12 protein-coding genes are annotated in these 13,908 nt (G+C 48.2%); 4 read left to right on the top strand and 8 right to left on the bottom strand.

All coding sequences use genetic code 11. The annotated features are described in order from the left end of the window. Window positions 1-49: 49 nt before the first annotated feature. From JAO78_RS12510 to JAO78_RS12500, 3 genes are all read right to left on the bottom strand, one after another. On the bottom strand, window positions 50-1,501 hold the full coding sequence (locus JAO78_RS12510; RefSeq protein WP_226751702.1) for an NAD-dependent succinate-semialdehyde dehydrogenase: 1,452 nt from the start codon (window positions 1,499-1,501) through the stop codon (window positions 50-52). Between the two features lie 61 nt (window positions 1,502-1,562). Then, entirely contained in the window at window positions 1,563-1,814 is a 252-nt protein-coding gene (locus JAO78_RS12505) for a TIGR03643 family protein (protein ID WP_226751701.1), read from the bottom strand. Window positions 1,815-1,816: 2 nt separating this feature from the next. Continuing rightward, window positions 1,817-2,179, bottom strand: coding sequence for a DUF2237 family protein (locus JAO78_RS12500; protein WP_226751700.1), 363 nt, complete (start codon window positions 2,177-2,179; stop codon window positions 1,817-1,819). A 91-nt stretch (window positions 2,180-2,270) separates the two neighbouring features. On the opposite strand from JAO78_RS12500, the gene JAO78_RS12495 reads away from it, so the two are divergent. After that, a complete protein-coding gene (locus JAO78_RS12495; RefSeq protein WP_226751699.1) occupies window positions 2,271-2,780 on the top strand; it encodes a lipocalin family protein in 510 nt (169 codons plus the stop codon). 55 nt (window positions 2,781-2,835) lie between these two features. Here the strand turns inward: JAO78_RS12495 and JAO78_RS12490 are convergent, their stop codons facing one another. Further along, window positions 2,836-4,302: an aminoacyl-histidine dipeptidase gene (locus JAO78_RS12490; protein WP_226751698.1), complete on the bottom strand. Its 1,467-nt coding sequence runs from the start codon at window positions 4,300-4,302 to the stop codon at window positions 2,836-2,838. A gap of 321 nt (window positions 4,303-4,623) precedes the next feature. Between JAO78_RS12490 and JAO78_RS12485 the strand changes: the two genes are divergently transcribed. After that, the gene (locus JAO78_RS12485) at window positions 4,624-5,709 is read left to right on the top strand and encodes a DUF2891 domain-containing protein (protein WP_226751697.1); all 1,086 of its coding nucleotides are present in this window, start codon (window positions 4,624-4,626) and stop codon (window positions 5,707-5,709) included. A 10-nt stretch (window positions 5,710-5,719) separates the two neighbouring features. Next, the gene (locus JAO78_RS12480; RefSeq protein WP_226751696.1) at window positions 5,720-6,328 is read left to right on the top strand and encodes a DUF502 domain-containing protein; all 609 of its coding nucleotides are present in this window, start codon (window positions 5,720-5,722) and stop codon (window positions 6,326-6,328) included. A 3-nt stretch (window positions 6,329-6,331) separates the two neighbouring features. Here the strand turns inward: JAO78_RS12480 and JAO78_RS12475 are convergent, their stop codons facing one another. The 4 genes from JAO78_RS12475 to JAO78_RS12460 form a co-directional block, all read right to left on the bottom strand. Beyond that, on the bottom strand, window positions 6,332-6,955 hold the full coding sequence (locus tag JAO78_RS12475) for a LysE family translocator (RefSeq protein WP_226751695.1): 624 nt from the start codon (window positions 6,953-6,955) through the stop codon (window positions 6,332-6,334). Between the two features lie 159 nt (window positions 6,956-7,114). Next, window positions 7,115-8,497, bottom strand: coding sequence for an efflux transporter outer membrane subunit (locus JAO78_RS12470; protein WP_226751694.1), 1,383 nt, complete (start codon window positions 8,495-8,497; stop codon window positions 7,115-7,117). Then, window positions 8,490-11,669: an efflux RND transporter permease subunit gene (locus JAO78_RS12465; RefSeq protein ID WP_226751693.1), complete on the bottom strand. Its 3,180-nt coding sequence runs from the start codon at window positions 11,667-11,669 to the stop codon at window positions 8,490-8,492. The genes JAO78_RS12470 and JAO78_RS12465 overlap by 8 nt, the downstream gene beginning before the upstream one ends. A gap of 10 nt (window positions 11,670-11,679) precedes the next feature. Further along, complete coding sequence (locus JAO78_RS12460; RefSeq protein WP_439647513.1) at window positions 11,680-12,894, bottom strand: efflux RND transporter periplasmic adaptor subunit; 1,215 nt, start codon at window positions 12,892-12,894, stop codon at window positions 11,680-11,682. A 283-nt stretch (window positions 12,895-13,177) separates the two neighbouring features. On the opposite strand from JAO78_RS12460, the gene JAO78_RS12455 reads away from it, so the two are divergent. Then, a complete protein-coding gene (locus JAO78_RS12455) occupies window positions 13,178-13,786 on the top strand; it encodes a TetR/AcrR family transcriptional regulator (protein ID WP_226751691.1) in 609 nt (202 codons plus the stop codon). The last annotated feature ends 122 nt before the right edge of the window (window positions 13,787-13,908 follow it).

Below are 13,908 nucleotides of genomic sequence, written 5' to 3'. Positions count from 1 at the left end.
TTGTTGCTGAATAAACCGTTAACTGAGCAACGATTTGTCCATCCCCCGTTTAAAGCCCACCAAGGTACAAATATTTTAAATCGGTATAATCATCTAGCCCGTATTTTGATCCTTCACGCCCATATCCTGACTGCTTGATGCCGCCAAAAGGTGCCGCAGCATTAGAGATAATACCTTCGTTAATACCCAGCATGCCAAATTGTAAGGCATCGGCCACACGAAACACTTGCGCTAAATCTTGGCTGTAAAAATAACCCGCCAAGCCATATTCAGTAGCATTGGCAAGTTGTATCGCTTGCGCCTCGCTGTTAAAACTACTGATGGCCACGACCGGGCCAAAGATCTCTTGTTGTGCTATTTCCATATCAGCACGCACATCGGTTAATACTGTGGCAGGGTAAAATAAACTATCTGCGGCTTGGCGCTGACCGCCACAATGCAAAACAGCCCCTGCTGCCAAGGCTTTTTCAATCAACTGCTCTACTTTTTGGATGGCTTTTTCATCAATTAAGGGGCCAATTTGCGCGCCCTCTTGCTCACCAGCAGCCATTTTTAGTGCCTTCACTTTGGGTAATAGCATCGCTAAAAAGTCTGGTAACACGCTTTCTTCAACTAAAATACGATTGGCGCACACACAGGTTTGGCCGGCATTACGAAACTTCGCCGCCAGCAGGCCTGTTACCGCTTGCTCTATGTCGGCTTTGGCAAACACAATAAAAGGCGCATTGCCACCAAGCTCCATGCTCACCCGTTTTACTCCAGTCGCGCACTGTTGTAGCAGTTTTTTACCAACGGCAGTTGAACCGGTAAAGCTGAATTTATTCACCTTGGGATGTTGCGTAAGCACCTCACCCATGCCCTGGGCATCAGTGCCAACCAACACATTGAAGATACCAGATGGTACACCGGCTTGTTGCGCTAATTCGGCACATGCTAAGGCAGACAAGGGGGTTTGCTGGGCTACCTTGACCACAAAACTACAGCCGGCCGCTAAGGCGGCAGCGGCTTTGCGCATCATCATGGCATTGGGGAAATTCCAAGGGGTGATCGCGGTTACAACGCCCACGGGCTGCCGCTGTACTAAAATGCGTTTATCTGAGGCCGGTGCAGGAATGAGGTCGCCGTAAAGTCGTTTCGCTTCTTCGGCAAACCATTGCAGGTAAGAAGCACCATATTCGATTTCCGCCGCCGCTTCAGTTAGCGGTTTGCCTTGTTCTAAAGTCAGAAGCAGGGCTAAATCAGCTTTATGCTGCAACAACAACTGCTGCCAGCGCAATAATACTGAGGCTCGCTGTTGAGCCGGTTGGGCAGCCCAGGCGGCTTGGGCCGCCGCCGCGGCGACTACCGCAACCTCTGCCATGTCGGCATTAGCGCCATGCACGTCCAGCAGCACCTGTTGTGTTGCAGGGTTTGTTACGGCAAAACTATCAGGGCCGGCTTGCCATTGGCCATTAATAAAGGAACAGGTTTTCAATAAACTCGCATCTACGTTAGTCAGCATCGCATCGGTCTCCTTGTATCGCGATTAACCAGCCTAGACGTTCAGACTACAGGAAACAACCCTAACGCTTATATTGTGTTGGACAATACGCCCGACTAACGGCGGGATCACGTAACTGTAAATGTTTCGTTTTACGGCCCGTTACTCGCGCTCGCCATAGCCGAAAACTTCCGGCTTTGAGTGTTTTGCGCATTAATTTAATGACAGCACTTTCATTTAAGCCATACAGCCCTTCGATCGCCTCAAACGGCGTACGATCTTCCCAAGCCATTTCGACAATACGAGAGACATCTTCTTCAGATAAGGTCTGCATCGTTACTCCTTAAGCGCATACTGCTGATACAGCGCTAATTCGGCAAACTGCAGCGCTTTGCTATGACAAGCCGATAGCTTTAATAAGGGCGCAACGCCGGCCTGCTCGGCTTCTAACCAACGCATGGCACAAAGACACCAAAAATCGCCCGGTTGTAAGCCAGGAAAATGCCACTCGGGCCGGGGCGTAGTCAAATCATTGCCCTGACTTAAGGTAAAATCTAAAAACTCCCTGCTGATTTGACCACACAGCACATGACTGCCGCTATCTTGTGCGGTTGTTTTGCAAAAACCATCACGAAAATAGCCGGTCATTGGTGAGTAGCAACACGCTTCTAGCGCACCGCCAAGAATATTTTTATCCATATCATCTGCTTTTTGACACTGTTAAGCTTGTTAAACGTATAGAATCCCCGAGTCGATTAATCATCTGCAAAATATTTAAACAGGAGTGGTTATGCGTTTTTTCTGGATCTGCCTATTTTTGCTAACCGGTTGCACCGCCGTGCCCGATGGCGTAACGCCGGTGCAACCTTTTGAGCTAGAGCGCTATCTTGGTACCTGGCATGAAATTGCCCGGTTAGATCATTCTTTTGAGCGAGGCTTAACCCAAGTTACCGCAGAATATCAACGGCGTGACGATGGTGGTGTGAGTGTTATTAACCGTGGCTACGATGCTAAAAAACAACGCTGGAACACCGCCAATGGCAAAGCTTACTTTGTGGAAGCCGCTAATGTTGGCCGCTTAAAAGTGTCGTTTTTTGGGCCTTTTTATGGCGGCTATAATATCGCTATGTTAGATGCCGATTATCAAATTGCCTTGGTAATAGGCCCTAATACGGATTACGCTTGGCTACTGGCACGCCAACCGCAATTAACGGCGGCAGAATGTGCGCCCTTCTTAAAAGAAGCCGAACGGATCGGGGTGGCGACTGACAATTTGATTTGGATTGGCAGCTGCAAATAGTGCGCTAGCCCAAGAAAAAGCCGCAGTAATGGCTCACTGCGGCTTGCTTAGTGACTTAAGCTGCGGTCTTTTCCGGGATACGCTCTAGTACTGCTAACAGCAATTGCCAATACTGGCCGACCGTTTCGATATTCACCATTTCGTCAGGGCCATGCGGATAACGAATGGTTGGGCCAATCGATACCATATCCATCTCAGGATAAGGCTTTTTAAATAAACCACATTCTAAACCCGCATGGATCACCATTATCACTGGCTCTTTATTGTAGATGTCTTCGTAAGTGGCTTTAACGATAGCCATTACCGGTGAATCAGGATCCGGCTTCCAACCTGGATAAGCACCGTTAAATTTGATCGAGACACCGGCTAATGCCGCCAAACTGGTCAATACCGACTCAACATGCTCACGGCCCGAATCGATCAGTGAGCGAATTAAACACACCACCTGTACACTGTCGCCACCGGTGGTGATCACACCTAAGTTTAACGAGGTTTCAACCACACCCGCCACGTCATCACTCATCCGCATCACGCCATTCGGACAAGCATGTAATAAGTTTAATAGCGTTTGTTCACACTGTGGCGCCATGACTTGTGAGGGTAAAATGGTTTCCGCCATAGCAAAGCGGATCGCTGGCTCAATAGCCGCTAACTCTTGCTGTAATAACGCTTCAAAAGCCGCGACTTTTTCAGCTAACAAGGCTTGATTCGCCGCAGGCAAGGTCACCGTAACACCGGCTTCACGCGGAATGGCATTTCGTAAAGAGCCGCCGACTATTTCACTGATCCGCAAACCTAATTCAGCGGCCGACATCACTAAAAAGCGCGCTAATAGTTTGGCGGCATTACCGCGACCTAAGTGAATATTCACGCCCGAGTGGCCGCCCTTTAAACCGGTTAAACTCAACCGACATGCTTGATGTCCTGCGGGGATCGGCTGCCACTGCATCGGCACACTAAATTCGGCGTCTACACCACCGGCGCAGCCCATGTAAATTTCACCTTCTTGCTCTGAGTCGGTATTAATTAAAATTTCCGCTTCTAACACACCGGGTTGCAAAGCAAAAGCGCCCGTCATGCCCGCTTCTTCATCTACCGTTAGTAACACTTCTAATGGGCCGTGTTTAATGTCATCACTGCCTAAGATGGCTAACGCAGATGCCATACCGATACCGTTGTCTGAGCCCAGCGTGGTGCCACGTGCCGTGACCCATTCACCATCAACGTAAGCATCAATAGGATCTTTTGTAAAATCATGCACTTTATCGGCATTTTTCTGTGGCACCATATCAAGGTGCGCTTGAATAACCACGGCTTTACGGTTTTCCATGCCTGCAGTAGCGGGTTTTTTAATAATTAAGTTGCCAACCTGATCTTCATGCACGGCTAAGCCTTTATCTCGCGCCCAGGCTTGAATATGCCGGCTAAGTGCTTGTTCATGTTTTGAAGGATGAGGAATAGCACAAATTTGCGCAAACCATTGCCATAAGGGTTGTGGATATAAGCTAGATAAAGCAGTCACAAAGGCTCCTGAAAATCGAAGAGAACGACAGGCTCTGCGCGAACATGCAGGCAAAGCCAAATTGACGCCAGTTTAACATAAGCCAACATCAGAGTTGAGTTTCTGCCGCAGCGCACACACCGGCGCAGGCTAAAGAGATCGCAGAGCTGTAAAGGTAGGCTGCCAGTTATAGCGCAATAAGTTAATTTATCGGCAACGTGCTTTCGCCCATTTAAAACCGCGAAATGACGAAAGGCGGCGAATTTACATTAACAACCTCACCAATATGCTTTAGTCTTAGATGCATTACCTGATCTTATCTGCAGACAACAAGGTTTCATTATGAAGTTAAGCACCCTGCTCAGCATGGTTTTTGTCGCCACACTCAGTTTTACCAGTCAGGCGAATAATACCGCCGCAACTCACCATAGCTTGACTCTAGCCGAAGCTAACAAGCTGGTGACATTACCGCTGCATTGTGTCGAAACACCTTATCCATACAAAACGGGCACCGTATTGGGCAGTGCCGCGGATTTACAAGAACCGTCGGTAGTGCACCCGATATTTTATGGCTGCTTTGATTGGCACAGTGCGGTGCATGGCTATTGGTCAATGGTTACCTTACTGAAACAGTTTCCTGAGCTGGCGCAAGCTGAAGACGTTAAAACCATTTTAAAACGTCATATCACCGCTGAAAAAGTGGCACAAGAAGTCGCGTTCTTTAGCAAAGATATCAATGCGTCGTTTGAACGCACTTATGGCTGGGCCTGGTTGTTAAAGCTCTCCGCAGAGCTGCACAGTTGGCCCGATCCGCTTGGCCAACAATTGGCTAAAAATTTACAACCACTGGCCGATGTGATTGTGAGCCGCTACGAAAACTTCTTACCGCGCTTGGTTTATCCAGTGCGAGTGGGTGAACATACTAATACCGCCTTTGGTTTAAGCTTTGCTTACGATTATGCGCTTACCCTGCAGCATACCGCGTTACAACAGCTGATCAGTGAGCGTGCCAAAAGCTATTATTTAGACGATGCCAACTGCCCCATCACCTGGGAGCCCAGTGGTTACGACTTTTTATCGCCCTGCTTAGAAGAAATTGGCCTTATGCAGCGCATTTTACCTGCCGGTCAGTTTTTACGCTGGGTAAACCGCTTTATGCCGCAATTAGCCAATAAGAACTATAAACTGGCCGTTGGCCAAGTTAGCGATCGCAGCGATGGTAAACTGGTGCATTTAGATGGTTTAAACTTCAGTCGCGCTTGGAATTTATCGGTGCTGGCCAAACAATACCCACGCTATGCCCATTTACAAGCCATTGCCGATCAGCATGTTGCACATTCCTACCCGAACCTAATCGGTGATAGTTACGAAGGTGGTCATTGGTTAGGTAGTTTTGCAATTCATGCTTTAAATAGTGCTAAACCATAAAGGGATTAACATGAACAGCTTTGTGAAAAGCCTATTGAAAGGCTTGGTGATCATTTTACCCTTAGTGATTACCATCGAGATCTTACGCTGGCTGCTGCATACCATCGAAAGCAGTTTGGCACCGTTGTTTAAAATGGTTCTGCCGGGTGAATGGTATTTTCCGGGTTTAGCGATTGTCGGCTTCCTATTAGTCTGTGTTGCAGTGGGGTTTAGCTCACGTTGGCGCAGCCTGAATTGGCTGTGGCAATTACCCGGCAAAACGCTGATGAAATTGCCCGGCACCAAACAAATTTACGGCATGCTGCAAGATATTATTGATGTGATGTCGGGTAAAAACTTTAAAGATGGCTCGGTGGTACTGGTTAAGCTGCCCTCATCCGAGATTGAGATGATTGGTATTGTCACCAAACAAGGCGGCCAAGCCGATGACCGCATGTCGAGCTTAATGCAAGAAGAGCAATTAGCCGTCTTTTTACCGATGGCTTACAACGTGGGCGGTTATACCATTATTGTACCGCGCAGCTGTACCCGCACAATTGATATGAAACCCGCAGAAGCACTACAACTGGTGTTAAGCGGGGGTATTGGCAGTGCCAAAGCACCGCCTAAGCCCGATTAAGCGTTAATCGACTAGCATCCACAGCGCCACGCCAAACATCAGGCTGGCGCCGATGCGATTGAGATATTGCACCCGATTAGACCGTGTTAAAAACAATGCCAAGGCTTTACCGCCACTGGCATACAGCAGCATAGATAAAAACTCTAGCAACAAAATAATACTGATCAAAATAGCCAGTTGTGGCCAAAACGATAGCGAACTGTCGATAAACGGCGGTAATAACGCCATATGAAAAGCCCAGCCTTTCGGATTGGACACTGCGGTGATAAAGCCCTGACTAAACAAGGCGCGGCGCGATAACAATTGCGGTACGGCGCCAGCACTGGGTAAAGCTAACTTGCCTTTAGCCCGCCACATTTGGATACCCACATAGCTAAGATAAACAGCGCCAACAATTTTGAACCACTGAAATAACGCCGGAAACTGCAGCATCAAGGCTGCGACACCCAAAACTGCCAATACGGCAACTAAGCCGACGCCAAGCATTTCGCCCCACATCATCCAAAAGGTGCGGCGCACGCCTTGGCTCATACCCAGCGTCATTGCCAGCGTCATACACATGCCCGGTGTTACCGACACAAACAAAAACGTCGGAATAAACGCACCCAGCAAAGCTAAATTAACCATAGTGACCTCATTGCAGTAGGCGGCTATTTTGGCGATTAGTTGGGCACTCAGCAAGTGACTTTAAACAGGAATTACCACCATTTAGGTATTTTGACGGTTTTATCAAAGCAAAAAGCTGGATTACTCCAGCTTTTTATCTTTAAGCACGGCAAACGGTTTTTACTGCAGCTGGATCGCACCACCAAAACTGCGGTAAATAGCCACTAAGCGACCAAAACTTTGTTGCTGCAGTTGCGCTAACTGATCGCGCGCGAACAGCTGCTCGCGCTCGGCATCTAATAACGCTAAAAACTCGCCGCTACCGGCATTGTAACGTTCACGTGCTATACGCAGCGCTTTATTGCTAGCTTGCCATTGCCGCTCAGTGCTCAGTTGCTGCTCACGGCTCAAATTGTAGCTTTGCAAGCTCAGTTGCATATCGGCAATGGCATTGAACACCTGCTGCTCAAACTGGGCTAAGGCCATAGTGGCATTGGCTTCAGCCACACGGATCCGCGCTTTCACCGAGCCTAAATCGGCAGCTTGCCAGCTTAGTGTGGGCGCTATCGCCCAGCTTTGATTATCGCTGCCCAACGAAAAACCCGGGCCAGATAAAAAGCCTAAAAAGCCCGATATCGACACATTCGGATACAAATCGGCGGTAGCCACACCAATATCGGCAGTTCGTGCCGCTAACTCGCGCTCAGCGCTGGCAACATCGGCGCGATAACGCAGATAATTTTCACCGGCGACCACGGCGACAGGCTCGGCCAACTCAGGCAGTTTCGGTACAGAGCCTAAGTTAAGTTTGCCGGGTTGTTGCGCTAATAACGCTGATAAAGTGGCATCGGCAGTTAACAAGGCTACCCGTAAGGCGGGCACCGCGGCTTGCACCTGATGATATTGCACCTCAATTTGCGCTAACTCTAATTCAGACGCTAAACCGGCTTCAAGCCGAGCCAGCACGATGTCTCGGCTTTGTTGCAAATTCTGCAAATTTTGCTCTGCCACTAATAACCGCAGCTGAGCACCGCGATATTCACCATAGCTGGTGGCAACTTGGCTAATCAGCTGCACTTGCGCATCATGCCACAAGATATCGGCTTGCTCTGCCGCCGCGGTTGCCGCTTCGGTGGCCCGCCGTAGCTTACCAAATAAATCGATATCCCAACTTAAGCTAGCGCCATTGCTAAAACCACGGGTAATGACACCGTTATCGCTGCTTGACACTGTGCCATTTTCAGTTGCTTGATAACTGCTCGCTAAACTCCCCTTGGGCAAGCTATTATTTTGCGTGTCACGAAATACCGCATAGGCGCGGTCAACGTTAGCGCGAGCTTGCACTAAGGTGCGGTTCTCCACTAAAGCACGGCTAATTAAGCGGTTTAACGTGGCATCATCGAACGCTAGCCACCAGCTTTGAGCTTGCTCTGCTTGTTGATAAGGGCTATCAAAGTTAATGGTGGCTACCTGAGTCGGTTGCTGATAATCTGGCCCCACCGTGCAGGCACTTAACGTAGCGACCAGTATTGCCATCGTTGATAGCTTAAACATGTTAGGCATCAGAAGCCTCCACAGTCGAGTTTTGTTGCACTGGCGTCGCGGCACGTTTTTGCTGTTGCCGACTGGCCAGTAAATAATAAAACAACGGGGTTAAAATTAAGCCGAAAATAGTGACACCAATCATGCCGGCAAATACCGCTACGCCCATCGCTTGGCGCATTTCTGCACCGGCACCACTGGAGAACACCATCGGTACTACGCCCATAATAAAGGCAATAGACGTCATTAAAATCGGTCTTAAACGTAAGCGACCGGCCTCTAAAATGGCCTCTAAAGCTGTCATGCCTTGGTCTTGCAACTCTTTCGCAAACTCGACGATAAGAATGGCATTCTTCGTTGCCAAGCCCACCAACACAATTAAACCGATTTGCGTAAAGATATTGTTATCACCGCCGTATAACAGCACACCACTTAATGCCGATAATAAGGTCATTGGAATGATCAGGATTATCGCCAGCGGCAAGCTTAAGCTTTCGTACTGCGCCGCTAACACCATAAACACCAGCAAAATCACTAACGGGTAGATAAACATGCCCGCATTACCGGCTAAGATTTGCTGGTAGGTCAGTTCAGTCCACTCGTAAGTCATGCCATTGGGTAGCGTTTCTGCCAAGATTTTCTCAATAGCCGCTTGCGCTTCACCACTGCTAAAACCGGGCGCCGCACCACCATTTAACTCTGCCGTGGTAAAACCGTTGTAGTGCATCACGCGATCAGGGCCGGCGGTATCGGTTACTGTGATAAAAGAACCAAGTGGGATCATCTCCCCCTGGACATTCGGTACTTTTAACTGGCTGATTTGTTCTGGCGTTTGTCTAAACTTTTGATCAGCTTGCATATTCACCTGATAGGTGCGACCAAACTGGTTAAAGTCATTGACATAAACCGAGCCCATATACGCCTGCAACGTTTGAAACACCGTGTCCAACGAAACTTGCTGTTGTTTCGCTTTGGTGCGATCAATATCTAAATCTAGCTGCGGCACATTAACCTGATAACTTGAAAAGACCCCGGCAAGTTCAGGTGTCTGCCACGCTTTCATCATTACCTGCATGGTCACATTGTACAGCTCTTCATAACCATAATTAGCACGGTCTTGAATTTGCAATCTAAAGCCGCCAATGGTGCCTAAACCTTGTACTGGCGGTGGTGGGAAAATAGCAATATAAGCATCTTCAATACCGGCAAATTTTTGGTTTAACGCCGCCGCAATGGCATTAGCGGATAACGCTGGATCTTGACGCTCGTCAAAGCTGTCTAACGGGGTAAAGACCACACCACTGTTCGGGCTATTGGTAAAGCCATTGATGCTCAGTCCTGGAAAGGCCACCGAATTAGCCACACCTGGCTGTGCTAAGGCGATCCGTGACATTTCTTTCACCACCGCTTCGGTACGCTCAAGTGAAGCGGCATCCGGTAGCTGCGCAAAAGCAACTAAATACTGCTTATCTTGCCCAGGCACATAACCGGTTGGCGTAGTGGCAAACTGCAAGCCGGTTAAACCGACCAGCGCGACATACAGCAACATCACGATGGCACCAAAACGGATGATTTTTTGCACCAAATAACCATAGCCATTCGACAACCGCGCAAAGAAACGGTTAAACGGTGCAAACAACCAACCGCCTAACAGTTTGTCCATACCACGGGTTAGCGCATCTTTTTTCTCGCCATGCCCTTTTAACAAAAGGGCCGACAATGCCGGGCTCAACGTTAAAGAGTTAATCGCCGAAATAAAGGTAGAAATAGTAATCGTTAGCGCGAATTGCTTATAAAATTGCCCAGTTAAACCCGACATAAACGCCGTTGGAATAAACACGGCCGCTAATACCAAGGTGGTGGCCACGATAGGCCCCGTGACCTCTTTCATGGCTTTTTGTGTAGCCGCTACCGGTGATAAACCTTCGCTGATATTACGCTCAACGTTTTCGACCACCACTATGGCATCATCAACCACGATACCAATTGCTAAAACCAAGCCAAATAACGATAAGGCATTTAATGAGAAACCCATTAAGTGCATAAAGGCAAAAGTACCTACTAAAGACACCGGCACGGCAACTAATGGAATAATAGATGCGCGCCACGTTTGTAAAAACAGCACCACGACCAGTACTACTAGTAAAACCGCTTCTAATAAGGTTTTAACAACGGCCTCAATTGAGCCGCGCACAAACACGGTTGGATCGTACACAATGTCGTAAGTTAGGCCATCTGGAAAACTCTTGCTTAACGTTTGCATGGTGCTGCGCACATCATTAGAAATTTGGATAGCGTTTGAACCCGACGCTTGGAAGATCGGTAAAGCGACGGCATCTTTGTTATCTAATAAAGAGCGTAACGCATAGGTGGATGCACCTAATTCAACTCGCGCCACATCTTTTAAGCGACTGATCTCACCGCGTTCACCCACTTTAATAATGATATCTTCAAATTCAGCTTCGGTGGTTAAACGGCCTTTTACATTGATCAATAATTGAAAATCGGCATCGCCACTCGGTTGTGCGCCCAAACTACCGGCTGCCGCTTGTTGGTTTTGCTCACGAATGGCACTGGCAATTTGGCTTGGCGATAACCCTAAGGCCGCAACCTTACTCGGATCTAACCAGATACGCATACTGTAATCACCCGCACCAAATACCCGTACCGCGCCAACACCTTCAATACGCGCTAATTCATCTTTAACATTTAGCGCAGCATAATTTGATAAATACAGCATGTCGTAACGATCGTCTGGTGACGTTAAATGCACCACCATGGTCAGATCGGGTGACGATTTCTCTGTGACAATGCCCAGCCGCTGCACTTCTTGCGGCAGCCTTGGCATAGCGCGATCAACCCGCGCTTGCACCTGACTTTGCGCTAAATCGACGTTGGTACCAATGGCAAAGGTAATGGTTAAGGTCATGCGGCCATCCGAGGTGGCTTGCGATGACATATACAACATATCTTCAACACCGTTGATTTCCTGCTCTAACGGCGAGGCAACGGTTTCAGCAATCACTTTAGGGTTGGCACCCGGATAATTTGCGGTGACCACCACAGTGGGTGGCACCACTTCTGGATATTCCGTTACCGGCAGTTGCCAAACCGCAATGGCACCACTGATAAAAAACAGTAATGAAATAACGGCAGCAAAGATCGGCCGTTTGATAAAAAATTGAGAAAACATCGAAGAGCCCTTAACCTTGAGTCGCGCTGTGTGCGGCTTGTGCTGTTAATGCGGCATGGCTTTGCTCAAGCAGTTGCTGTGCCTGACGAATTTGCGTTAACTGCGTTTCATTTGCCATCTCCACCATTTTCGGTGAAATTTGCATATTCGGCCGTACCCGCTGCAAACCATTGACCACGATCTTATCGCTAGGGGCTAAGCCCGCTTTAACAATGCGCAAATCATTGATTTTTTCCCCTAAAGTCACGGCGCGATATTCCAGTTGATTATTGGCATTCACCACCAATACAAACTTATTATTCAAATCCGTACCAATGGCTTTTTCATCAATTAACACGCCGTCATAGCTGTTACTGCCAACGAGCTTTAAACGGGCAAATAAACCGGGTAATAACTGGTTATCTTGATTAGCAAAACTGGCGCGAAGACGAATAGTGCCAGTGTGTTGATTAACACTGTTATCCACAAAATCGATCTGACCGATATGTTGATAATCTGTATCGTTAGCCAGCGCCATATAAACGGGGTTGCCCGTTGCATCACGCGTATCGGCGCGTTTTCCTTCGTTGCTTAGGCGGGCGTATTTTAAATAGCTTTGCTCGTCTACATCGAAATAGGCATACATTTTGTCAGTCGAGACCACATTGGTCAGTTCAGTTTGCCCAGCGGTCACAAAGTTACCGGCCGTTACCATCGCATAAGACACTCGGCCACTAATAGGGGCCGTTACGCGGGTATAACTTAAATCTAACTCTGCGCGCTGTAAGGCGGCTTTCACCGCAGCAACAGTGGCTGCTGTTTGTTGTTGCCGTGCTAAACGGCTGTCCAGTGCTTCAGTAGAAATAGCTTGCTGCTTGCTTAACCTTTCGCCACGCCGAAATTCACTTTCAGCTAAGCTGGCCGCGCTTTCGGCATTTTGTAATTCGGCTTTTAAACGCGCCACATCTGCGGTAAACGGGCGAGGATCGATTTGCAGCAGTAAATCCCCTTGACGCACCAAAGCGCCCTCGCTGAAATGCACCTGCTCAATATAACCGGATACACGAGGCACCAGCTTCACGGTTTGCGGAGCTTGCAAACGGCCCGTAAATTCGTCCCATTCGGTGATACGCTCAGCGACAACCTGTGCCACACTCACTTCAGGAGCAGTAGGTGCAGTTGCTTGCTCAGCGGCTTCCGGGTTGCCACAAGCGGACAGCGCTAATGCTGCAACGCTGGCTAACATTAAAATTCTCACCTGTTTGAAACTACTCATGACGCACGTCTCCACTTTGTTGCGTAATTTGCATTAAATCCGCTTGTTTTGTACCGGTCGGTAAATATATAGATTTATCTCTTACTGTCAATCTATTTTGTACCAAGTGGTAAATATAATAAGTTTGCCTTTATAACGATTCGTTATAAGCGTTAGCTGGGGGTCAGGTTTTATACCTAGCGGTATATAACCCTTGCTGGACATGGGGCGATTTGCTGTTTACTATATAAACACTATTTTCAGGAGCAGAGCCATGACCGTAACAAGTTGCCCACAAAGTGTCGGCCGCCCCCGCGCCTTTGATACAGATACCGCGCTTGAGAAGGCTCTAGAGGTCTTCTGGCGCAGAGGATACGATGGCACTTCATTAGCCGATCTCACCGAAGCCATGGGAATTAACAAACCCAGCTTGTATGCCGCTTTTGGTAATAAAGAACAGCTTTTTTTAAAAGCCATTGAGCTTTATGAAAGCCGTCCTTGCTCGTTTTTTTTACCGGCACTAGAAAAACCCACTGCCTATCAAGTAGCCGAACATATGCTTTATGGTGCGGCGAATAATATGGCCGACAAAACACAACCCCAAGGCTGTTTTGTGGTGCAAGGCGCCTTGTCTTGTAGCGAAGCGGCATCAGCCGTTAAAGCAGCATTAATTAATCGCCGGTTGGCTGGTGAACAAAAACTGCATGAACGCTTTGCTCAGGCAAAATTAGCAGGCGATCTTCCGGCACACGTTGATGCAGAAGTGTTGTCACGCTTTATGGGAACCGTGTTACAAGGCATGGCGATTCAAGCCAATAATGGCGCCACAGCAGAGCAACTGCAGCAAATTGCTGAAATGACGCTGCAGGCCTTTCCACGCTAAGTTTTACCTGCACTTTTTGCGGCTGAATATTCGTTGATTTAGCCTAAGTGCCGAGGCAAGATTTCACCTGCGGTGACAGACTTTCTTTTGCGTCCCTAAAAGAAAGTCTCCAAAGAAAATGC

Origin of the sequence: Alishewanella maricola (genome assembly GCF_016343785.1) — a bacterium.
Classification (GTDB): domain Bacteria; phylum Pseudomonadota; class Gammaproteobacteria; order Enterobacterales; family Alteromonadaceae; genus Alishewanella; species Alishewanella maricola.
The sequence above is the reverse complement of the archived record's forward strand: the minus strand, read 5'-3'. Positions and strand labels throughout refer to the sequence as shown.